The organism is Amycolatopsis sp., assembly GCF_025464955.1.
Lineage (GTDB): Bacteria > Actinomycetota > Actinomycetes > Mycobacteriales > Pseudonocardiaceae > Amycolatopsis.
Genome location: NZ_JAODNM010000118.1, coordinates 15,268 through 37,846, shown reverse-complemented (window position 1 = coordinate 37,846; position 22,579 = coordinate 15,268). Strand labels below are relative to the sequence as shown.

The window sequence follows — 22,579 nt, the reverse complement described above, 5'->3', positions numbered from 1 at the left end:
TCACCGGTAGAGCAGATAGCGACGACGTGTCCGGTCGAACTGGTCCAGCTCGGCTCGCCAGGAGCCGACGATCTCGTCGACGCCCGCGCCGGCGTCGACCAGCTTGCGCAGCCGATCGGATCCGGAGAGCAGGTCGATGTAGTTGTCGGGGCGCCAGCCGAACGCGGCCGGGTACAGCTTCTTCGCGGTCACGAACATCGTGACCGCCGTCTTGATGGCGTCGAACTCGGCGGGCGCGGTGACCGTCAGCTGCACGCCGCCGCACGTCTGGTTGACGAACTTGTTGAACGTCGGCACGAAGTAGAGCTCGCGGAACCGCGCGCCGGGCAGCCCGGCCGCGTCGAGCGCCTCACGCCAGCGCCAGTCCACGCCGGGGGCGCCGACGATCTCGAACGGCCGGGTGGTGCCGCGGCCTTCGGCGAACAGCGTGCCTTCGAACATCCCGGTCCCGGGGTAGACCAATGCCGAGTCGGCGGTCGGCATGTTCGGGCTCGGCAGCGTCCAGTTCAGGCCCGTCTGCGCGAAGAACTCGTCACGCCGCCAGCCGCGCGTCCGCACCACCTGGAGTTCGGCGAGCTTCACGCCTTCGCCCGGCAGGAACTCGCCGTCGAAGAACCGCGCGAGCTCACCGACGGACATACCGTGTTGCTGCACGATCGGTTTCGCGCCGATACCGGAGGTGAACCCGGCCTGCAGCAGCGGCCCGAAAGCCTTGCCGCCCACCGGGTTCGGCCGGTCGAGCACGATGAACGCCGCGCCGACCTTCGCCGCGGCCACCATCGCGGTGTAGAGCGACCAGATGTAGGTGTAGTAGCGCGCGCCGACGTCGGCGATGTCGAAGACCACGGTGTCGACGCCGGCCTTGGTGAACAGCGTGGCGAGTTTCGACGCGGTGATCCCGTAGGCGTCGTACACCGGGATGCCGGTGCGCGGGTCGGTGTAGTCGCCCTCGGAACCGCCGGCCTGCGCGCTGCCGCGGAAGCCATGCTCGGGGCCGAAGGCCGCGACCGGGCGGACCCCGGCGGCGACCATCGAGTCGACGATGTGGTCGAGGTTCGCGAGGACGCCCGTCGGGTTGGACAGGACGCCGACCTTGCGTCCGGCGAGCGCGCGCCAGCCTTGCGCGGCGAGGGTGTCGGCGCCGGTGACGACCGGCCCGCGCTGCTCTGGGGCCGCTTCGGCGGCGATCGAGGAACCTGCCGCGAGGATGGGAGTCGCCAGCGCGCTCGCCGTGATGAACCGGCGTCTGTTGAGTGGCATTTTCCGGCCCTTACCAGCTCAGCCCGTATCCGAAGGGGTACTTGGCGGTGGTGACGTCGGTGCCCGAGGGGACGTCAACGGGCAACTTTCCCTGGGGTTTCGCCTCGCCGAGGATGACCTTCGTGAGCGCTTGGAGCGTCGGCCTGATGTAGCCGTAGGTCGCGAGCCAGGTCTGCACGGGGTTGTCGTAACCGGCGTCGTAGGGGATCTGCGCGGCCACCGCGATCACCGGTTTTCCGGTGTCGTTCAACGCCTTGAGCAGGTTCAGCTGCAGCGGGAACGCGCCGACGTTGTTCGTCAGCACGACGACGACGTCCGCGTTCTTCGCCGCCGAAACGGCCTGCTGGATCTGCGTGGCCGTCGGTGTCTGACCGGTCTGCAGGGCCGTCGCCTTCGTGCCATGAGCGGTGAGATCGTCCGCCAACGTTGCCGTCGTACTCACGCCCCAGCCCGTGACGAGCGCCGTCACCGGCTTCTGCTTGAGCGGCAGGACACCGCCGTCGTTGCGTAGCGCGGTGATGGACCTGTCCGCGATCGCCTGCGACCGGGCGAGGTGAGCGGGGATGCCCACGGTCTTCGCGACGGCGTTCGTGTCGACGAACGGATGCGTGAGGATGCCTCGTTTGAGTTTCAGCTTGAGGATCCGCAGCACGCTCTGGTCGATGCGCTGCTCGGTCAGTTTCCCCGAGTTCACCGCGGCGATGACCGAGTCGATCGCGACGTCGAGGTGGACCGGCATGAGCAGCTGGTCGACGCCCGCCAGCAGCGCGAGCACCGGGATGTCGGCGTCGGGGTGCAGCTCCCGGACGCCCTGCATCTCGAGGGAGTCCGTGATGACCACGCCCTGGTAGCCGAGCTCACCGCGCAGCTTGCCGGTGATGATCGGCTTCGACAGCGTCGCCGGCTCGAGTGAGGGGTCGAGGCTCGGGAACTGGATGTGCGCGCTCATGATCGAGTCGATCCCGGCGGCGATCGCGGCCTTGAACGGCGGGACGTCGATGGCCCGCCACTGGGCCTCGGTGCGGTCGATGCGGGGGAGCCCGGTGTGGCTGTCGGTGGCGGCGTCACCGTGGCCGGGGAAGTGCTTCGCGGTGGCCGACACGGTCTGCGCCGGCCGGCCGGAATCCTGGTAGCCCTTGACTTCCGCGGTCACGAACTGGCTCGCGAGGCCGGGCTGCCCGGCAAACGAGCGGACCCCGATGACCGGGTTGGCCGGGTTCGAGTTGACGTCGGAGTCGGGCGCGAAGTCCTGGTTGATGCCGACCGCGCGGATCTCGTGGCCGAGGATCGTGGCGGCGGCGTTCGCGGCGGTCGTATCCCGGCCGGCGGCGATGGCCATCGAGTTCGGGAACTCCGTGGCGGGTGCACCCATCCGGGTGACCGTGCCACCCTCCTGGTCGGTACCGATCTGCAGCGGGATGTGCGCGCCGCTGGACACGGCTGCGGTCTGTAACCCGTTGGACAGCTTGGCTACCTGTACTGGATCGTCAAAGTTGTCGCGCGAGTCGTTGTTGAAGTAGATGACCCCGCCGAGGTGGTATTTCGCGATCACCTGCGCGGGGGTGTCGACGCCGAAGTCGCTCTGGTTCTTGGGGTTCACTTCGTCGGCGGACTTGCCGTTGACCCAGGTGACGAACAGTTGGCCGACCTTTTCGGAGAGGCTGAGACCATGGAGGACGCCCATCGCCTCGCTGGTGGCCTGGGCGGCGGCGTCGAGGGGCTTCGGGGTGTTCACCGCGGACGCCGACCCGGCACCGGTGACGGCGAGCAGGCCGGCCAGTGACACGGCGATCGCGGTTCTGTATGTGGACCCAGCACGGATTGACATCCCCAGCCTCCCAGTTTCTTGCGCGGTGAGAAAACCACACCGCAGCACCACCGGCAGTTCGGAAATCTTCTCACCCGAAAGAGCCGGTATCGGGAAGCTACTCACCGAACCTGGGCTGGTCAACGACCGTTCGGTCTACTGGGGGCTGGGAATTTTTCACCGGAAAGCCCCGGACATGCTGGTGGCGCCCGCCGGCCGAAGCTTACGGGCGCCACCTGCAAGCGCGAACATCTCGGGTGACCAAGCGTGCAACTCTGGTCGTACCTTCATGGACTCGGCGTGCGGCGTCCCGCGACGCAGTCCCTAGACGACGAGCCTCCCGCGGCGCGCTGCGCGTGGGTGCCCGGAGTCCGCGCACGGAGACTTGGCGGGGTGGAGAAGGCTTCTCTTCTACCTTCTCCCTGGCCGACCGAATGTCCGCAACCCCTTTCTACGCCGTGATGGCGGTCACAGCAAGAGCGCGGACGGGTGCACCGGTACAGAGGCTCGATCTAGTGACGCGGACACGCTCAGCGACGTAAAATTTCTAACCCTGTCAACGAACTTCGGGATTTCAGCCCTGATCCCGCTTTCGTCGGGAAAGGCCGTACCAGGTCGCCCCGGCGGCGGCGACCGCGCCGACCCCGAAGCCCATCGCCATGATGCCCGCCGACGGCGTCGGGAGGCGGTTGCGGAGCGAGACGGGGTTGTCGAACTTCAGCACCGGCCAGCCGTGCTCGGCCGCGTGGCGGCGCAGGGCCTTGTCCGGGTTGACCGCGTGGGGGTGCCCGACGACCTCCAGCAGGGGGATGTCGGTGCTCGAATCGGTGTAGGCGTGGCAGGCGTCGAGGTCGTATCCGTAGGTCGCGGCGAGCTGCTTCGCGGCCACGGCCTTGTTCTCGCCGTAGCAGTAGAAGTCCACCTGGCCGGAGTATCGGCCGTCGATGATCTCCATCCTGGTCGCCACGCTGCGCGTGGCGCCGAGCATCTCCGCGACCGGCGCCACCACCTCCGCGCCGGTCGCCGACAGCACGATCACGTCGTGCCCGTCGGCCCGGTGTCGCGCGATGAGTTCGGTGGCCTCGACGTAGACCAGCGGGTCGACCACGTCGTGCAGGGTCTCGGCCACGATCGCCGAAACCTGGGCGACGTCCCAGCCGGCGCACAGCGCGGAAACCTCCGCACGCATCCGTTCGGTCTTGTCGGCGTCGGCCCCGGCCAGGGAGAACACCAACTGCGCGTAGGCACTTCTCAGTGCCGCGCGCCGGTTTATCAGCCCCTCGCGCAGGAGCGGCCTGCTGAACGCGAGCGCGCTCGAGGAGGCGATGATCGTCTTGTCCAGGTCGAAAAAGGCCGCGACACCGCGTCCGCCGTCGGAGTCGGCGGGGCTGGCGGGTGCGGGCGAAGGCGTGTTGTTCGGTTGGGCCACCTGTCCAGAATAGGAGACCTGGCGGTAGCGGTAGGTCCGCCGTGCCGTTGAACCGCCACAAAGGGCGTCGTCCGGCGGAAAATCCATCACAGCCACGGCCTTCCGACTGCTGGTGTCGTTATCGAATTGTGGGTACGGCGGCATGGCGTCAGGGCGGGGAGTCAGAGTTAGAGTGAACCGGTCCGGTGATTCACCGGACATGTTCAGTCCGACCCCCCGGGACTGAACACCTGACGACCCCCGCCCCTCCCCCCTGGCGGGGGTCGTCCCTTTTCCCACCTGGCGTTTTTCGCATTCTTTCCGATACGCCCCGATATTCGCCTGCCGACTCGCGCGCGCGGATTGTGCCTGAGGGGTACGACAGTTCCGTGGTTCGAACGTTTCATTCGCGGTGGTTGTCCACAGGACCCCGGTTATCCACAGTTCGGCGAACTGGGTGTTGTGCGGTCGGTTGGCGGGCGTGATTGTGGAATCACGTCGGAAACCGGGTCGGCACCCGGTTGGAGAATCGGGGGCATACCTTGCTTGACCATCGCTTGACCGGAAATCGATTGCCGGTAGACGCCGCGCCGGCCGAACGTCTGCTCGTCGTCGTCAATGACGAAGCCGTGCTCGACGAGGTGCTTCGGCTGGCCGCCGCCGTCGGTTGTGCCACCGAAAGGGCGCCGGATCTGCTCGCGGCCAGGCCGAAATGGGCCGCGGCGCCCTTGGTGATCCTCGACGAGGAAGCGGCGCGCGGCGAGTACCCATTCCCGCGAAGGCCAGGAGTTTTGTTGGTATGCAAGGGAACTCCTGCCCCCGAAGTCTGGCGGCACGCGTTCACCGCCGGGGTCGAGCGGCTGGTTTCCCTGCCGGATGAGGAAGCCGCGCTCATCGCGGCGCTGGCCGATGTCGCTGAGGGGCCGAGTTCTCCAGGCGGGCGCGTGGTGTCCGTCCTCGGCGGCCGGGGCGGTGCCGGAGCTTCGGTGCTTGCCGCGGCGATCGGGCTGGCCGTTTCCCGTGAGGGCGGAAACGGCCTGCTGGTCGACTGCGACCCGCTCGGCGGCGGGATCGACCTGCTGCTCGGTGCCGAGCTCGACAGCGGGGTCAGATGGCCGGCGCTGAAGGTCAACTCCGGCCGGGTTTCCTTGTCCGCCTTGCACGAGGCGTTGCCGCAGCGGCGCCATGGCAGCGGGCGCCTGTCGTTCATTTCCTGCGATCGCGAGGGTCCCGGCCCCACCGGTGACGCAGTCGCCGCGGTGATCGAGGCCGGCCGTCGCGCGGGCGGGACCGTCGTCTGCGATCTGTCCCGCCATCTCGGTGACGGCGCCGGGGTCGCGATCGAGCGTGCCGATCTGGTCGTGCTCGTGGTGCCGACGGAGATCCGTGCGTGTGCCGCGGCGAAACGTGTCCTCGAGCGTGTCCGGGACCGGGCGCGGCGGGTGGCTTTGGTCGCTCGCGGCCCCGCGCCCGACGGGCTGGAACCCGAGCAGGTGGCCGAGGCCGTCGGCGCGGCACTGATAGCACAGATGACTGCCGAACGCGGGCTGGACCGGGCGGTGGAGCGTGGTGCGTTCCAGCCGCGGCCACACGGCCCGCTGGGGCGCGCGGCCACCGCGGTGCTCGCCGCCGCCCGCACCCCGGGGGCGCTGATATGAACACGGAACTGGTCGACCGGGTGCGCTTGCGCCTGGCAGGCTCCGGAAGCACCCCGGACACCGCCGCCGTGGCGGCTGCCGTGCGAGCCGAGGCGGGCAGTGCGATCAGCCACGACGACATGCTCGAGATCCTGCGTACCTTGCGCGACGAGTTCGTCGGAGTGGGCCTGCTCGAACCGCTGCTCGCCGATCCGGCGACCACGGATGTACTCGTCACCGGCCCCGGCGAGGTCTGGGTCGACGGCCGGGACGGGCTGCGCCGGACCGAGCTCGCCTTCACCGACGAGGAAGCCGTGCGGCGTCTTGCCCAACGGCTCGCCCAAGTGGCCGGGCGAAGGCTTGACGACGCTCAGCCCTATGTCGACGGGTGGTTGCCGGGCTCCGGTCCGCACGCGCGGATTCGGCTGCACGCCGTACTCCCACCGGTTGCCGCGGACGGAACCTGCCTTTCGCTGCGGATATTGCGCCCGGCCACGCATGATTTGTCCGCGCTGCGCCGGCTCGGCACCTTCGATGCCGAAGGGGAAGCGTTGCTGCGCGCCGTGATCACGGCCAGGCTGGCGTTCTTGATCACCGGCTCGACGGGTGCGGGTAAAAGCACGCTGTTGGCGGCGATGCTGGGCGAGGTCTCGCCCGCCGAGCGGATCGTGTGCGTCGAGGACGCGGGCGAGCTGCAGCCTTCGCACCCGCAGTTCGTCCGGCTGATCGCGCGTCCGCCCAATGTGGAGGGTGCCGGCGAGGTCACTTTGCGCGAGTTGGTGCGGCAGGCATTGCGGATGCGCCCGGACAGACTCGTCGTCGGCGAAGTCAGGGGACGGGAAGTCTGCGAACTGTTGAACGCGCTCAACACCGGTCACGACGGCGGCGCTTGCACGCTGCATGCCAATTCACCGGCGGAGGTGCCGGCGAGATTGGAAGCGCTAGCGTCGCTCGGCGGCCTGCCGCGCGGTGCCCTGCAGAGCCAGTTCGCTGCGGCCGTGCAGATCGTGCTCCACATGCGCCGGGGGCCGGGCGGGCTGCGGCGGCTCGATGAGATCGGAGTCGTCCATCGCGGTACCGCGGGCACTGCGGTGGCGACGGTGTGGCGCGCCGGGCATTGGACGTCGCGGAAGGCCTTGCTGACGTCGTTGTTCAAAGCCCGGGGTGTCGAGCTGTTCGTCGATGCGTTCGAGGAGCCGGCGCCGTGGTGACCCAGGTCTTGCTGCTCTGCGGTTCGGGCCTGTGCTGTCTGCCGGTGCGTCGGCCGGGAGTCAGGCTGGCGGAACTGCGCGGTGATCGTTCCGCTCCGGCGCGCCGCCTCACGCCGCGAGCACGTCGGCTGTTTGTCGGTTCGGCTGTGGTAGCTGTCGTGGTCGCTGGACTCGTGTTCGAACCCGTTTCCACTCTCGCTGCCGCTTTAGTGGTTTGGCCGGCTTGGCGCCGGTGGCGCGACCGCCGCCGCGCCGCGCTGCGGGTGTCCGAAGCCGAGGCGATGGCTGAGGCTCTCCGGACGATGGTCGCCGAATTGCGGGCCGGAGCGCACCCCTCGGCGGCAGCGGACGCCGCAGCTGCCGAGGCTGCGCCGAAGGCTGCGAAAGCCCTACGCGCCGCAGCCGCCTCAGCAGGGCTCGGTGTGGTGACCGGTTCCGGCGCACTCGCTCGGCTCACGACGGCGTGGACACTCGCCGGCCAGCACGGTCTGCCGATGGCGGACGTACTCGACGCGGTCCGCCGCGATCTCGACGCCGCCGCCCGCTTCGTGAACCGAACCCGCGCGGGCATGGCGGGACCGAGGGCCAGCGCGTCGATCCTTGTCCTGCTGCCGTTCGTCGGGATCGCGCTCGGCGAGGCCATGGGAGCGGGTCCGCTGCGGATCCTGGTCACCACGTCGCCCGGGAACGTACTTCTCCTGGCGGGATCCGGGCTGATCTGCGCCGGCATGGCGTGGAGCGCGAGATTGACCGCGCAGGTGACGCCATGGTGACCGCCGCCGGGATAGCCGTGCTGGCGCTGGCCTTGCTGATCGTCCCCATCGGGTCCGCTTCACGTCTCGACCGGCTTCGCCCGCGGGCGGTCGCCCGAAGGCCGCGAAAGGCAGCTCGGAAGCCTGATCGTGAAAACCCGGCAACGGCCGCACTGAGGCTTGCCGCGAGCCTTGATCTCCTGGCGTCCTGCCTGCGAGCGGGGCTACCCGTTCAGGCCGCTGTCCGTGCGGTGGCCGGTGGTGCCCCTGCCCGAGTTGGCGCGGCGCTGCGCTCGACGGCCGACCTGCTCGCTTTCGGCGCCGAACCCGCCGACGCGTGGGCTCCGGTCCGTGCCTGTGCCGAGGTCGGCGAACTCGCCAGGGCCGCGACCAGGACGGCCCGCTCGGGCACCGCGCTGGCCGCGGTGGCCGCCGACCTGTCGGCACGGCTGCGCGCGACGGTGGACGACCAGGCCGAGGCGAAGGCGCAACGGGCAGGCGTCCTGATCACCGCGCCACTGGGCCTGTGTTTCCTGCCCGCATTTTTCTGTCTGGGGGTCGTTCCGGTGGTCCTCGGGTTCGCCGGCCGCCTCTCGATCTTGACCTGACAACTCAGATCTCCACCGAAAGGACCCGAAATGCAGACAACCACACCTCGAAGACCGGACGACTGGACGGGCGACGCAGGAATGAGCGACGCAGGAATGAGTACGGTCGAGTACGCCATCGGCACCATCGCGGCCGCGGCCTTCGCTTTTGTGCTCTACACCGTCCTGACCGGTGACTCGGTGGTCAGCACGTTGACCGGCCTGGTCGAGCACGCGCTCTCGGTGAAGTCCTGATGTCCGGGCCGGCCGGTGAGCGCGGAGCGGTGACGGTCGAGGCCGCCATCTCGCTCTGCGCGCTGGTCGCGGTGTTCGCCGTCCTGCTGGCCGGGGTGGCCGCGCTGTTCGGCCAGCTGGGCTGCACCGACGCCGCTCGTGAAGCCGCCCGGCTGCTTTCTCGCGGCCAACGGCAGCTTGCGGAGGACGCCGTGCACAATCTCGCGCCGGGCGGCGCCAGGCTCGCGGTGCACGCCGTCGGCGACACCCTTGAGGTCGAGGTACTCGCCGAGCCGGCGGGTGGTCTGTTGCCGGGGGTGCACCTGCGGGGCGAGGCCTTCGCAGTCCTCGAACCGGGAGTGGGAGCCGGTCATGACACGGGCTGAGACACCGGCCGAGACACCGGCCGAGACACGGGCGGACCAGGAGCGCGGCGCGGCGACCATCTGGACCGCGATCGCTGTTACGGCACTGCTCTGCGTCGTGGCGTTCGCGTTCTGGCTCGGCTCGGCCGCGATCGCCCGCCACCGGGCAGAGGGAGCCGCCGATCTGGCCGCACTGGCGGCGGCCGGAGTCGCCCACCGCGGCTCCGGGCCGGCTTGCGATCTTGCCCGGCTGGTCGCCGAACGAATGGCGACGCGGCTGGTCGGCTGCCGGCTGGACGCCGACGATGCCCTGGTCGAGGTGAGTGCGTCGGCCCCGGGCGTACCGCTGAACTTCGGCTCGGTGGGTGCTCGGGCGAGGGCCGGCCCCGCTGTTCATCCGCGCCAGTGATCGTCTCGACCGTTCATCGTGACCTGCTCGACGCCCGGTCAGAACCAAGATCCACGAGCAACGGTCGCTCACGAGCGCCGAACGGTAGCCGGTCTTTGCCCTGGTGCAGGCCAAGATACGTCATTAACCCTGCGCGCACTGACGAAAGTGTGGGGTAAGGCCCGGTCAGCGACGAGCGGCCAGGAATTGGTCGCTCTCGCCGGACGATCGGTTGGCCGGGTTCGGTCGCGCGGGTGCGCTACTGCGCGTTCACCGGTCTTTAACTACCGGTTGTCGACCTAGGTCTATCGGCAGAGTGCAACTTGCCGTTTATTGAGATGTACGCCACGGGAAGCAGTTGGTGGCTGACACACAACAGCAGTTGAACAAGCAGTGGTGGCCAGCAGCAGCTGGCGGTCGTGGTCGTTGTGCAGGAGGCAAGGAAAACCATGTTGGACGCGAATTGGCCGGATAGCTGGCGAGGCGCCTTCCGCATCGAGCTGCGGGCAGAGGCCATCGGTCTCGCCTGGCGCGGCTGGCCGGTGCTGCCGGGTACCTACCCGGCCCCGGTGCGCGGCGAGGACGACGAGCTGTCCTGGCGCAGCCCGGTGCCCACCCAGGAGAACTGGCGTGAGCTGATCGGGACAAACCCGCACGAGGTCGCGACCTGGTTCACCGGCAAGACCCGCAGCCTGCTCGTCGCCACCGGCACCGTGCTCGATGCCATCGAGGTCGACGACGACCTGGGCCGCCGCGCGGCCAAGCTGCTGCGGGCCACCGGCCACCCGGCGCCGATCGTGGCGCTGCCCAACGGCCGCTGGCTGTTCCTCACCACGGTCGGCGACCGGATCCCCGCGGAGCTCGCCGCCGACGCCTCGATCCAGTGGCACGGCACCGACAGCTGGATCCCCTTGCCGCCCACCCCGTTCCAGCACGGGGTCGTGCACTGGCGGGTCAAGCCGGAGGTCTGGGGCTGGCAGCTGCCCGAGGCCGCCGCTGTCCACGAGGTGCTCGTCCGCGCACTCGCCGGAGAGCGGGCCTCGCTGCTGGTCGAATCCTCGGCTGCTTAGTCCTCAATCATCAAGGTGGCCATGGTGGACTCCGTGCTGACGCAAAGCCCCGAGCACGGTTTCCAACACGGCCACTGCCCCCGCCTTGTCCAGCGGATCGTTGCCGTTCCCGCATTTCGGCGACTGGACGCAGGACGGGCAACCCGTCGGGCACTCGCAGGAGACGATCGCCTCCCGCGTTGCGCGCAACCATGGGAATACCGCGGCGAACCCGCGGTCGGCAAATCCCGCACCCCCGGGATGGCCATCGTGCACGAACACCGTCGCCTCCCCGGTGTCTTCGTGCCACGCGGTGGACACGCCGCCGATATCCCATCGGTCGCACGTGGCAAAAAGCGGTAGCAGGCCGATCGCCGCGTGCTCGGCGGCATGCAGGGCACCGGGGACACGCGCCGGAATCAATCCGGCGCTCCCCGGTGCCCTGCCAACACCTTCCCCGGTCCCCAGCAGGTCAGCACTGATCGTGTACCAGACAGCCCTGGTGCGCAGGGCCTGTTCCGGCAGGTCGAGCGCCACGTGGTCGAGCACCTGCCCCGAGTGGCGGCGGCGCAGGTAGCCCACCACCTGCGAGGTGACGGCCACTTCACCGAGACAGACGCTCACTCCGCCGTAGTCGTTGCGCTGTAACGTGTTCAGCACGGTGATGTCCACGACTTCGCGGGGCATGGTGTTCCAGTCGGGGTCTTCCGCGTGCACCAGTGCGAGCCCGGCCTCGAAGTCCAGCGCGTCGACCACATAGGACTCGCCGCGGTGGAGGTAGACCGCGCCGGGATGGACCGCGAAGCTCGCCGAGCCCGGGTCCACCGTGCCCAGCATTCGCCCGGAATCGGCTTCGACCACGGCGATCTGCTCGCCGCCCGAGCCTCGGATGTCGACGTCGTGCTGCGGGCGATCCCTGGCCGTCCAGTACCACCCGCTCGGCCGTCGGCGCAGCACGTTGTCCGCCACCAGTGAGTCCAGCACGGCACGTGCCGCCTCCCCGCCGAAAGTGGGCAGCTCGTCGTTCCTCAGCGGTAGCTCGGCGGCGGCGCACGCGAGCTGCGGCCCGAGCACATAAGGATTGGCCGGATCGAGCACCGCGGCTTCGACCGGTTTGTCCAGGATCGCCGCCGGGTGGTGCACCAGATAGGTGTCCAGTGGATCGTCGCGGGCGACGAACACCACGAGCGCCGCGTCACCGGCTCGGCCTGCCCGACCGGCCTGCTGCCAGAACGACGCCAGCGTGCCGGGGTAACCGGCGACCACGACCGCATCCAGCCCCGCGATGTCGACGCCGAGCTCGAGCGCGTTTGTTGTTGCCACGCCCAGCAAACGGCCTTCCAGGAGAGCCGATTCCAGCGCCCGGCGCTCTTCTGGCAAGTATCCGGACCGGTAGGCGGCGACCAGCCGGGGCAGCGAACTGTCCACTTCGGACAAGAGGCGGCCGGCAGCGAGCGCGGTCAGCTCGGCACCCCGCCGGGAGCGGACGAACACCAGCGTCCGCGCGCCCTCGACGACCAGCTCGGCGAGGATCCGCGAAGCCTCGGCGCCCGCGGACCGGCGAACGGGCGCGCCGTTCTCCCCGGCCAGTTCCTTGAGCAGCGGCGGTTCCCACAGAGCGACCGTGCGCGCGCCACGGGGCGAGGCGTCTTCGGTGACGGCCGTGCAGTCCACGCCGGACAGGACCGTCGCGAACTCGGCGGGGTTCGACGTTGTCGCCGACGCCAGCACGAACACCGGTGACGAACCGTAGTGCTCCGCCATCCGGCGCAACCGGCGGAGGAGTAGCGCCACGTGGGAGCCGAACACCCCGCGGTAGCTGTGGCACTCGTCGACGACCACATAGGACAACCGGCGGAAGAACCTGGACCACCGGGCGTGCCCGGCCAGGATGCCGCGATGGAGCATGTCCGGATTGGTGAAAACCCAGCGCGCGTGCGCCCGGACCCAGTCGCGCTCGGCCATCGGCGTATCACCGTCGAACGAGGCCGGGCGGGTGCCGGGCAGCTCCAAAGAGGACACGGACCGCAACTGGTCCGCCCCGAGTGCCTTCGTGGGGGACAGGTACAGCGCGCACGCGCGCTCGTCGGTCATCAGGTTCGTCAGGATCGGCAGCTGGTAGGCGAGAGACTTCCCGGACGCGGTACCGGTCGAGAGCACCACGTGCTTGCCCTCGAACGCGAGTGACGCGGCCTCGACCTGATGGGCCCACGGACGCGGCGCGCCACCGGCTTGCAGGGCCCGCACGACCGAAGGCTCCGCCCATCGTGGCCACTCGCCGAACTCGGCGGACCGCGCCGGCAACTGGGCTACATGGGTGATCGGACTGTCCTCGGCGGGGATGCCCGCGGTGACCCGTCGCAAGAGGCGCTGCCCCCTGGTCCCGTCCGCGGCGCCGTCCACCACCCGACTTAAGCACAGGGCACCGACAGTCCCGCGCGCCAGCCGCGCCGAGGTGCGTGAAGACCGTGTCAGGCCTGGAAAAATCGGTTCAGTGAGCAGGGTCACAACATCACCGAACGTATCTCTATCGGGACGCCTTGCCAGCCTCCGGAGCAGTACCAATACACTCCGGCAAACACACACCACCTGTGGTGTAGATCCCATGCCAGCGTCGGCGAGCCGGATCCTCGGCCTGCTTGCGCGTGGCTAAAGGCGACGTCTCCTGGAGGACGAATGTCCCGGCAGTTCCTCGCGGAGGGCCTCGAGCTCTCCGGAGGTGATTACACCATCGTGGGTGTGATCGCCGTGGTCGCCCTTGCCGCACTGGTTGTTGGCTATGTCCTGCTCAAGGAAGTGCTGGCCGCGGGCCAGGGCACGTCCAAGATGCAGGACATCGCCAAAGCAGTGCAGGAAGGTGCGGCTGCCTACCTCATCCGGCAGCGCAACACCCTCGTCGTATTCGGCGGAATCGTGTTCGTGTTGCTGTTCGCCCTACCCGCCGACGACTGGAGTGAGCGCATCGGGCGCTCCCTGTTCTTCCTGGTCGGCGCCGGGTTCTCCTTCCTGATCGGCTACACCGGCATGTGGCTGGCCACGCGGGCGAACCTTCGGGTCGCGGCCGCGTCCACCCAGCCCGGCGGCCGGGAAACGGCCATGCGGATCGCGTTCCGCACCGGTGGCGCGGTCGGCATGTTCACCGTCGGCCTCGGCCTGTTCGGTGCCGCGATCGTCGTCCTGGTCTACACGGGACACGCCCCGAAGGTGCTGGAAGGCTTCGGCTTCGGTGCCGCCCTGATCGCGATGTTCATGCGTGTCGGCGGCGGTATCTTCACCAAGGCCGCCGACGTCGGCGCCGACCTGGTCGGCAAGGTCGAGCAGGGCATTCCCGAGGACGACCCGCGCAACGCCGCGACCATCGCCGACAACGTCGGCGACAACGTCGGTGACTGCGCAGGGATGGCGGCGGACCTCTTCGAGTCCTACGCCGTCATGCTCGTCGCGGCCCTGATCCTGGGCAGCACGGCCTTCGGTGTGCACGGCCTGATCTTCCCGCTGATCGTGCCGGCCATCGGCGTGATCACCGCGGTGATCGGGGTCTACATCACCAAGGCGAAGGTCGGCGAAAGCGGCCTGGTCACGATCAACCGATCGTTCTACATCTCGGCGGTCATCTCCGCGGTGCTCTCCACGATCGCCGCGTTCGTGTACCTGCCGAAGTCGTTCGACGGCTTCGCCGACCTCGGCACCGCCGAGCAGTCGCAGAGCGGCAACCCGGCGCTCATCGCGACGATCTCGGTGATCATCGGCATCGTGCTGGCCGGCCTCATCCTGAAGCTCACCGGTTACTACACCGGCACCGAGAACAAGCCGGTCAAGGATGTCGCCGCGACCTCGGAAACCGGTGGCGCGACAGTCATCCTGGCCGGTATCTCGGTCGGTTTCGAGTCCGCTGTGTACACCGCGCTGGTCATCGCCGCGGCCGTGTTCGGCGCGTACCTGCTCGGTGGCGGCGTGGCGCTGTTCGCGGTGGCCATGGCCGGTACCGGCCTGCTGACCACCGTCGGCGTCATCGTCGCGATGGACACGTTCGGCCCGGTCTCCGACAACGCGCAGGGCATCGCCGAGATGTCCGGTGACGTCGACGAGGCCGCCGCGCAGATCCTGACCGAGCTGGACGCGGTGGGCAACACCACCAAGGCCATCACCAAGGGCATCGCGATCGCGACCGCCGTGCTCGCCGCGACGGCGCTGTTCGGCTCCTACTCGGACGCGATCAGCAAGGCCGTGGCCGGCGTCGGCTCGACCGTGGACGGCGTCAAGTCGTTCGTCAACACCGTCGTCAGCCCGAACACCCTGGTCGGCGTCATCGTCGGCGCGGCCGTGGTGTTCATGTTCTCCGGTCTCGCGGTCAACGCCGTGTCCCGGGCAGCGGGCGCCGTCGTCCGCGAGGTTCGCCGTCAGTTCCGGGACATCCCGGGCATCATGGAAGGCACCACGCGGCCGGAGTACGGCAAGGTTGTCGACATCGTCACGCGTGACTCCCTCCGGGAGCTGACCACCCCCGGTCTGCTCGCGGTGTTCGCCCCGATCGCCGTCGGTTTCGGCCTGGGCACCGGCGCGCTCGCCGGCTACCTGGCAGGCGCCATCGCGACCGGCACCCTGATGGCGGTCTTCCTCGCCAACTCCGGTGGTGCGTGGGACAACGCGAAGAAGATCGTCGAGGACGGCAACCACGGTGGCAAGGGCTCGTCGGCGCACGAGGCCACCATCATCGGTGACACCGTCGGTGACCCGTTCAAGGACACCGCGGGCCCGTCGATCAACCCGCTGATCAAGGTGATGAACCTGGTCTCGGTGCTGATCGCCCCGGCCGTCGTGCAGTTCTCGATCGGTGCCGACGCTTCGGCTCCGATCCGGATCATCATCTCGCTCGTGGCGCTCGCGATCATCGTCGCGGCCGTCGTGATCTCGAAGCGGCGAGGCACGGTCCTGACGGACACTCCTTCGGAAGTCGCCAGCGTCTAGGCAACGGCTCAACAAACAACGTCTGACTAGCAAGGCCTCGGGCCCGTCGCGCATTCGCGTGGTGGGCCCGAGGTCGTTTTCGCGCTGAAGTACCCTTCGTCTCGCTTGACGCTTTTTTCACACTGGGGTTTCTTTGGGAAGCAGAAAATAGGAGTCACTATGAGGCGCAGCCTCAGCTTCATCGCGGCGGGACTCGGCCTGGCAGTCGTCTTGACCGGCTGTGGCGGCAGCAAGACCACTCCGGCCGCTCCGTCGGGTTCGCCGGCCGCTCCGGCCACCTCGGCCGCGGCGTCGGAGCCGTCCGGTGCCGCCGGTTGGGTGGACCAGTATTGCGGTTCGCTCGTCGGGATCGCGGCCCTGCAGCAGACTCCCCAGCCCTCGGCCGCCAACCCGGGTGACTTCGAAGGTGCGAAGAAGGAGATCGACGCCTACTACACGAAGTTCGAGGCCGCCTTCGCCGACTCGATCGACAAGCTCGGCAAGCTGCCCGCGGCACCCGTCGCAGCTGGTGACAAGGCCAAGACCGACCTGCTTGCGGCGTTGACCCCGGCCGACGCCGGGCTCAAGTCGACCATCGCCAAGCTCGATGCAACTCCGGCCAGCGCAGCGTCGCTGCAGACCGCCGGGACCGACTTCCAGAACATCGGCTCAGCGCTGGACAAGCTTTCCGACCCGCTGGCCGAGGTCAAGGCCGCGCCCGAGCTGGCGCCGTCGGTCACGACCGCGCCCAACTGCAAGAAACTGCCGCCGGCCTGACCCATCTGTACGGCCGGAATCGGGCCTGTCGCGTATTTCGCGTAACGGGCCCGGTTCTGGCAGTAGCCGAGTATTGTTCGGCTTCTCTTCTTTCGGACAGTGCACTTTGGGGAGTCACCATGAAACGCGGTCTCAGTCTCGTCGCGGCGGGCGTCGGTGTGGCGCTGCTTTTGGCTGGATGCGGCGACAAGGTGGCCGGTACGGCCTCGCCCGCCCCTGGTGCCGCCGGTGCGCCGGTTTCGTCGGCGGGAGCTCCGTCTTCGAGCGGCTCGAGTGGCTCGACGTCGTCCGCGGAAGGGTGGATGGACCAGTTCTGTGGCGCGTTCGTCCCGCTCGTCTCACTGAGCACGGCGGTGCCGACCATGTCCGGTACCGACGTCGCGAGCACCAAGAAGGCTCTCATCAACTACCTGACCAAGGCCGTGGGCGCCTTCCAGAACGCCGTCGACACGCTGAACAGCCTGCCGCCCGCGCCGACCCCCGACGGGGACACGGCGAAGAAGGCCTTGGTGACGGCCTTCACCCCCGCCCTTCAAACGATGAAGGACGCCAACGCGAAGCTCGCTTCCTCGAGCAACGACCCGCAGGCGCTGCTGGACGCGGTGAAGGCGATGGAGGGGCTCGGCACCAGCATGGACAGCATGTCCGCGCCGATGAACTCGCTCACCACGTCACCCGAACTGGAAGCGGCCTACAAGGCGGCGCCGAACTGCAAGAAACTGCCCGCCTGATCGACGTCACGTATGTTCGGGGAGTGTTCTTGAAGCGCGGTATCACCGCCGCCGCGGGAATCGGCCTGGTGGTCGTTCTCGCCGGCTGTGGCGACAGCAAGCCCGCGGCCGCCGCGCCGCCGTCTTCGCCGTCGACCTCCTCCGCGGCGAAACCCGTGCCGGTCGGAGCCGACGCGGTGGCCTGGATGAACGGTTTCTGCGGTGCGGTGACCGGGCTCACCAAGCCGCCGGCGCTGAGCGACCCGCCGGTGACAGCCGGCGATCTGCCCGCGACGAAGAAGGTCCTCGACGACAACTTCGCGCAGCTCGCGAACTTTGTGAACTCCGCGTACACGAACTTGACCAAGCTCGCGCCCTCCCCGATCCCGGCCGGTGAAACGGCCAAAAAGGACCTGGTGGATTCGCTGGCGCCGGTCCGGGACCGCATCGCGGACGCACGTCGGAAGCTTGACGTGGCGCCGGCCGCCACCCAGCAGACGTTGCTCGAGGGCGGCAAGAACATGGACGCCGTCCTCGCCGGGGTGAACGCGCTGGGCAGCTCCACGAACGACCTGCCGGCGTCCCCTGAGCTGGCCTCCGCCGCCGGGCAGGCCGCGAACTGCAAGCAGCTCGCCGGCTGAGCTCCGGGCCGGAATCCCGCCTCCGCTAGGCGACTTGCAAATTGCAACAGGATGCGTACCGTCAGTGAGTAACGAAGGTGACATTTTTTCGGGAGGTGTACGCGTGTGCGGCCGGCGACCGTTCTAGCCGCGACAGTGACCGGGCTCTGCCTGTCACTGACCCTGGCCGGCTGTGGACAGCCCAGCGCGGTGCCCACGGGCGGCCAGCAGCCGGAAGCCGCTGGCGTCGCGCCGGAAAACCAGGCCGTGAGCTGGGTCGAAGGCTACTGCGGCTCGGTCTCCGAGCTGGTCAGATCGCTGTCGACGATGCCGGCGATCGATCCGAGTACCCCGCAGCGCGCCACCCGGACGTCGGGTGCGCTGCTCGCCGCGGTGATCAGCGGGCTGGACAACACCCTCGCCGGCCTCCGTGGGCTGGGCCCGTCCCCGCTGGCCGGCGGGGACAAGGTGCGTAGCGACGCCGTCGCGGAGTTCACCGGCATCCGCGACAGCGCGGCGGCAGCCAAGAAGCAGGTCGACGAGCCGTCGTCGGATCCCGCCAAGATCAAGCAGGCGCTGGCCGGCGCCGGCGCTCAGCTCGACCGCATCTCGAAGATCAAGTTCCTGTCCGGCCTCGACTCCGTGCCCGAGCTGAGCGCCGCGAGCAGGCTGGCCCCGACCTGCGGCCAGCTCGCCGAGGTGCCCTGACCCGGGGAACCTTCCGGCGCGCCGAAAGGTCCCCCGAGCCGGTCAGGCGGCGGGCTTGGGCAGTGCGCACGCCGGGTTGGTCAGGTCGACTACGTTGCCGGGCTTGAGGCAGCCGTAGAAGAGATAGGTCTCTTCGCCGTAGTTCGTTCCCTGGTGCACGGTCACGGTGCCGTCCTGCGCGACCTCACACGGGTTGTTGAGGGTGCAGCTCGCGCCGTCCTCGTTGCCGGTGTTGTTGATGCCGACGAGCTTGCCGCTGGCGGTGTCCACGATCGGCGAGCCGGACGTGCCCCCGATGGTCTGGCACTCCGGCGTGTAGCGGATCGAGTCCTTCCAGGTCCAGTCACCCTCGTGTAGCTGGTAGACGAACCCGTCGATCGAGCACGAGTACACCTTCCTCCAGTACCCGGACACGACGTCGATGTGGTGCCCGGCAGCCGGGTGGTCCGGCGAGATCTCCAGTGGCGAGATCCCGTAGGTCTGCTTGATCTTCGCGTAGGTCGTGGTCAGCTGATAGAGCGAGACGTCGGTGTTGGTCATCGTGGCGTAAGCGATTTTGTTCGCCCTCAGCGTGCCCAGCGACGACTTGCCGTTCGGGGAGAGAAGGCTGAACGTGCGGGTCGACGGCTTGTTCACGATGACCTGGCCCGCGGCGGGGAAGCCCGACTCGAGGCAGTGGCCGTTGGACAGGACGAGCGCGGGGTCGGTGTCGGCGCCGCCCGCGAGCTTCACCACCGACCCGGAGCAGTCGGAAAGGGCTACTGTGCCGGCGAAGCTGGTTACTGTGGGTGCCGCAGTCGCCGCGAAGGCGGTCGGTGCGGTCCCGAGGGCCAGCGTCACCGTCAGACCGGCGAAGAGGGTGCCGAGCAGGCGTCTCGTCATGGTGGGGTCCTTTCGAGATGAAGGTCCGAACAGTCAACCGGTCACCTGTGACCCCCACCACCGTCGAACGGAGGGTAAGCGCTCGACTACCCTCCACCCCCTGGCTGGTACGTGTCGGACATCACGTGCTAGCTCTGGAAAGGAAACATCTTCGAGGTCAGCGGCGATGCGCTTCACACACGGGATAGGGCGTGTTGCGCCACCTATGCGTCGGTCTGCCGCTCTCGGAGTGCACACTGACTGGTCGAAGAGGTGCCGCGAGGCGGCGAAGGAATGAGCGGAGAGCGGGACAGCGTGGCTGGATCGGCACGGACGAAGAAGAGCGACACCGGATCAAACGGGGCCAACATCCGGCGTCTGGTGATCGTCGAGTCGCCCACCAAGGCCCGTAAGATCGCGCCCTATCTCGGCAGTAACTATGTCGTCGAGTCATCGGTGGGGCATATCCGCGACCTCCCGCGCGGCGCGGCCGACGTGCCGGCGCAGTACAAGGGCGAGGCCTGGGCCAGGCTCGGCGTGGACGTCGACAACGGCTTCAAGGCGCTCTACATCGTGACCCCGGACAAGAAGTCCAAGGTCGCGGAGCTGAAAGCGCTGATGAAGGACGTCGACGAGCTCTACCTCGCGACGGACCCCGACCGCGAGGGCGAAGCCATCGCGTGGCATCTGCTGGAGACGCTCAAGCCGAAGATCCCGGTCCGCCGGATGGTCTTCCACGAGGTCACCGAGCAGGCCATCCTGGCCGCCGCCGCGGACACCCGCGAGCTCGACGTCGACCTGGTCGACGCCCAGGAGACCAGGCGCATCCTCGACCGGCTGTACGGCTACGAGGTCTCGCCGGTCCTGTGGAAGAAGGTCATGCCGAAGCTGTCGGCAGGCCGGGTCCAGTCGGTCGCGACACGCATCGTCGTCGAGCGGGAGCGGGAGCGCATGCGCTTCACCTCCGCCTCGTACTGGGACATCTCAGCGACGATGGATGCCGGTTCCGAGGCCGCTCCGCCGACATTCCCCGCCCGGCTGGTCACCGTCGACGGCGCCCGGCTGGCCAGTGGCCGCGACTTCGGGCCGGACGGGCAGCTCAAGGCCGCGTCCGCCGAGGTCCGCATCCTCGCCGAGGCCGACGCGAACCGCCTGGTCCAGGGTCTCAACCAGCGTGACTTCAAGGTCACCAGCGTCGAGGAGAAGCCGTACACCCGTAAGCCGTACGCGCCGTTCATGACCTCGACCCTGCAGCAGGAAGCGGGCCGCAAGATGCGGTTCACCTCCGAGCGCACGATGCGGATCGCGCAGAAGCTCTACGAAAACGGTTACATCACCTATATGCGTACCGACTCGACGACCCTGTCGGATACGGCGATCTCGGCGGCACGCAGCCAGGCGACGCAGCTGTACGGCAAGGAGTACGTCTCCGAGAAGCCGAGGCAGTACACCCGGAAGGTCAAGAACGCGCAGGAAGCCCATGAGGCGATCCGGCCCGCCGGCGAGGTCTTCCGCACGCCGGGCCAGGTGGCCTCGGAGCTGTCCACCGACGACTTCCGCCTCTACGAGATGATCTGGCAGCGCACGATCGCGTCCCAGATGAACGACGCCAAGGGCACCACGATGTCGGTGCGCATCACCGGCAGCGCCACCAGCGGCGAGGAGTGCACGTTCGCTTCGTCCGGCCGCACGATCACCTTCGCCGGGTTCCTCAAGGCGTACGTCGAGGCCGTGGACACCGAGGCCGGCGGCGAGGCGGATGACAAGCAGAGCCGCCTCCCGGTGCTGGTCAAGGGCCAGGACCTGACCGCGACCGAGCTGAGCCCGGACGGCCACACCACGTCCCCGCCGGCGCGCTACACCGAGCCGAGCCTGGTCAGCAAGCTCGAAGAGCTGGGCATCGGCCGCCCGTCGACGTACGCCTCGATCATCAACACCATCCAGGACCGCGGCTACGTGTGGAAGAAGGGCTCCGCGCTGGTCCCGTCCTGGGTCGCGTTCTCCGTGATCGGCCTGCTCGAACGGCATTTCGAGCGGCTGGTGGACTACGGGTTCACCGCCGGGATGGAAGACGAGCTGGACCGGATCGCCAACGGCGACGAGCAGCGCACGGCTTGGCTGGGGAAGTTCTACTTCGGCGGCGAGATGGGCGTAGACGGCTCGATCGGCCGGCTCGGCGGCCTGAAGAAGCTCGTCGAGGGCAGTGTCGAGGACATCGACGCCCGCGAGATCAACTCGCTGCCGCTGTTCAACGACTCCGAAGGCCACAAGGTGGTCGTGCGGGTCGGGCGTTACGGGCCGTACCTCGAGCGTGAGGTCGACGGGGCTTCGCAGCGTGCCAACCTGCCCGAGGACCTGCCGCCGGACGAGCTGAGCCTCGAGCTCGCCGAGAAGCTGTTCGCGACGCCGCAGGAGGGTCGTGTCCTGGGCACGGACCCGGTCAGCGGGCACGAGATCGTCGCCAAGGAAGGCCGCTTCGGGCCGTACGTCACCGAGCTGCTGCCCGAGGGCGAGCCGCTGCCGGAGAACGCGACGGCCGCGCAGAAGAAGGCCGCGAAGGCCAAGCAGCCGAAGCCGCGCACGGGTTCGCTGTTCAAGTCCATGGCGATCGAGACGATGAACCTGGACGACGCGCTGAAGCTGCTTTCGCTGCCGCGCGTGGTCGGCAAGGACCCGGAGTCCGGTGACGAGATCACCGCGCAGAACGGCCGCTACGGGCCGTACCTGAAGAAGGGCACCGATTCGCGTTCGCTGACGACCGAGGACCAGCTGTTCGAGATCACCCTCGAAGAGTCGCTGAAGATCTACTCGGAGCCGAAGCAGCGTGGCCGTCAGGCCTCGGCGAAGCCGCCGCTCAAGGAGCTCGGTCCGGACCCGGTGTCGGGCAAGCCGATGGTGGTCAAGGACGGCCGCTTCGGCGCGTACGTCACCGATGGCGAGTTCAACGCGACCTTGCGCAAGGACGACAGCATCGAAGAGCTGACGACCGAACGCGCCGCCGAACTGATCGCGGAGAAGCGGGCCAAGGGGCCGGCGCCGAAGAAGGCGCCCGCCAGGCGCAAGGCCCCGGCCAAGACGACCACCAAGACCGTGACCGCCAAGACCACGGCCGCCAAGGCGACAGCGGCCAAGAAGACCCCGGCGAAGACCGGGGTCGGCAAGGTTACCGCGAGCAAGGCCAAGTAACGATACCGCGACACGGGGTAACCCGATCGAACGGGTGTTCGAGAAAATGTCGGTCCCAGGGTGTTCAATAGG

At 68.6% G+C, this 22,579-nt stretch carries 19 protein-coding genes; 14 read left to right on the top strand and 5 right to left on the bottom strand.

The genetic code is table 11. The features are described from left to right. The 3 genes from JWQ81_RS28955 to JWQ81_RS28945 all read right to left on the bottom strand — a co-directional run bounded on the left by JWQ81_RS28955 (nt 1) and on the right by JWQ81_RS28945 (nt 4,496). A complete protein-coding gene (locus JWQ81_RS28955) occupies nt 1–1,260 on the bottom strand; it encodes a DUF1343 domain-containing protein (RefSeq protein ID WP_297546497.1) in 1,260 nt (419 codons plus the stop codon). A 10-nt stretch (nt 1,261–1,270) separates the two neighbouring features. Further along, nucleotides 1,271–3,088, bottom strand: a complete 1,818-nt coding sequence (locus JWQ81_RS28950; protein WP_297546495.1) for a glycoside hydrolase family 3 protein — start codon at nt 3,086–3,088, stop codon at nt 1,271–1,273. Between the two features lie 553 nt (nt 3,089–3,641). Next, entirely contained in the window at nt 3,642–4,496 is an 855-nt protein-coding gene (locus JWQ81_RS28945; RefSeq protein WP_297546493.1) for an HAD family phosphatase, read from the bottom strand. 551 nt (nt 4,497–5,047) lie between these two features. Between JWQ81_RS28945 and ssd the strand changes: the two genes are divergently transcribed. The 8 genes from ssd (at nt 5,048) to JWQ81_RS28905 (ending at nt 10,719) form a co-directional block, all read left to right on the top strand. Then, on the top strand, nt 5,048–6,133 hold the full coding sequence (gene ssd, locus JWQ81_RS28940) for a septum site-determining protein Ssd (RefSeq protein ID WP_297546491.1): 1,086 nt from the start codon (nt 5,048–5,050) through the stop codon (nt 6,131–6,133). Beyond that, a complete protein-coding gene (locus JWQ81_RS28935) occupies nt 6,130–7,323 on the top strand; it encodes a TadA family conjugal transfer-associated ATPase (protein ID WP_297546489.1) in 1,194 nt (397 codons plus the stop codon). The genes ssd and JWQ81_RS28935 overlap by 4 nt, the downstream gene beginning before the upstream one ends. Continuing rightward, the gene (locus JWQ81_RS28930; protein WP_297546487.1) at nt 7,317–8,096 is read left to right on the top strand and encodes a type II secretion system F family protein; all 780 of its coding nucleotides are present in this window, start codon (nt 7,317–7,319) and stop codon (nt 8,094–8,096) included. Before JWQ81_RS28935 ends, JWQ81_RS28930 begins: the two co-directional genes overlap by 7 nt. Further along, nucleotides 8,090–8,683 (top strand): type II secretion system F family protein, encoded by a 594-nt coding sequence (locus tag JWQ81_RS28925; RefSeq protein WP_297546485.1) that lies wholly within the window; start codon nt 8,090–8,092, stop codon nt 8,681–8,683. The genes JWQ81_RS28930 and JWQ81_RS28925 overlap by 7 nt, the downstream gene beginning before the upstream one ends. Nucleotides 8,684–8,764: 81 nt before the next feature. Then, on the top strand, nt 8,765–8,917 hold the full coding sequence (locus tag JWQ81_RS28920; protein WP_297546594.1) for a DUF4244 domain-containing protein: 153 nt from the start codon (nt 8,765–8,767) through the stop codon (nt 8,915–8,917). Beyond that, entirely contained in the window at nt 8,917–9,282 is a 366-nt protein-coding gene (locus tag JWQ81_RS28915; protein ID WP_297546483.1) for a TadE family type IV pilus minor pilin, read from the top strand. Before JWQ81_RS28920 ends, JWQ81_RS28915 begins: the two co-directional genes overlap by 1 nt. Beyond that, nucleotides 9,269–9,670 carry an Rv3654c family TadE-like protein gene (locus tag JWQ81_RS28910; protein WP_297546482.1) on the top strand — a complete coding sequence of 134 codons (402 nt, stop codon included), beginning with the start codon at nt 9,269–9,271 and terminating at the stop codon, nt 9,668–9,670. The genes JWQ81_RS28915 and JWQ81_RS28910 overlap by 14 nt, the downstream gene beginning before the upstream one ends. A gap of 428 nt (nt 9,671–10,098) precedes the next feature. Further along, nucleotides 10,099–10,719, top strand: coding sequence for a DNA primase (locus JWQ81_RS28905; RefSeq protein WP_297546480.1), 621 nt, complete (start codon nt 10,099–10,101; stop codon nt 10,717–10,719). Between the two features lie 3 nt (nt 10,720–10,722). Here JWQ81_RS28905 and JWQ81_RS28900 read toward each other — a convergent pair whose 3' ends face one another. Continuing rightward, complete coding sequence (locus tag JWQ81_RS28900; RefSeq protein WP_297546478.1) at nt 10,723–13,101, bottom strand: DEAD/DEAH box helicase; 2,379 nt, start codon at nt 13,099–13,101, stop codon at nt 10,723–10,725. A gap of 273 nt (nt 13,102–13,374) precedes the next feature. Between JWQ81_RS28900 and JWQ81_RS28895 the strand changes: the two genes are divergently transcribed. The 5 genes from JWQ81_RS28895 to JWQ81_RS28875 all read left to right on the top strand — a co-directional run bounded on the left by JWQ81_RS28895 (nt 13,375) and on the right by JWQ81_RS28875 (nt 18,460). Beyond that, nucleotides 13,375–15,666 (top strand): sodium-translocating pyrophosphatase, encoded by a 2,292-nt coding sequence (locus JWQ81_RS28895; protein ID WP_297546476.1) that lies wholly within the window; start codon nt 13,375–13,377, stop codon nt 15,664–15,666. 159 nt (nt 15,667–15,825) lie between these two features. Continuing rightward, the gene (locus tag JWQ81_RS28890; RefSeq protein ID WP_297546474.1) at nt 15,826–16,422 is read left to right on the top strand and encodes a hypothetical protein; all 597 of its coding nucleotides are present in this window, start codon (nt 15,826–15,828) and stop codon (nt 16,420–16,422) included. A gap of 119 nt (nt 16,423–16,541) precedes the next feature. Then, nucleotides 16,542–17,153 (top strand): hypothetical protein, encoded by a 612-nt coding sequence (locus tag JWQ81_RS28885; RefSeq protein ID WP_297546472.1) that lies wholly within the window; start codon nt 16,542–16,544, stop codon nt 17,151–17,153. 29 nt (nt 17,154–17,182) lie between these two features. Further along, nucleotides 17,183–17,773 (top strand): hypothetical protein, encoded by a 591-nt coding sequence (locus JWQ81_RS28880; RefSeq protein WP_297546470.1) that lies wholly within the window; start codon nt 17,183–17,185, stop codon nt 17,771–17,773. A gap of 105 nt (nt 17,774–17,878) precedes the next feature. Then, entirely contained in the window at nt 17,879–18,460 is a 582-nt protein-coding gene (locus JWQ81_RS28875; RefSeq protein ID WP_297546469.1) for a hypothetical protein, read from the top strand. 42 nt (nt 18,461–18,502) lie between these two features. On the opposite strand, the gene JWQ81_RS28870 is transcribed toward JWQ81_RS28875, so the two are convergent. After that, nucleotides 18,503–19,342: a serine protease gene (locus tag JWQ81_RS28870; protein ID WP_297546467.1), complete on the bottom strand. Its 840-nt coding sequence runs from the start codon at nt 19,340–19,342 to the stop codon at nt 18,503–18,505. A 273-nt stretch (nt 19,343–19,615) separates the two neighbouring features. On the opposite strand from JWQ81_RS28870, the gene topA reads away from it, so the two are divergent. Further along, the gene (topA, locus tag JWQ81_RS28865; protein WP_297546465.1) at nt 19,616–22,507 is read left to right on the top strand and encodes a type I DNA topoisomerase; all 2,892 of its coding nucleotides are present in this window, start codon (nt 19,616–19,618) and stop codon (nt 22,505–22,507) included. Nucleotides 22,508–22,579 lie beyond the last annotated feature (72 nt).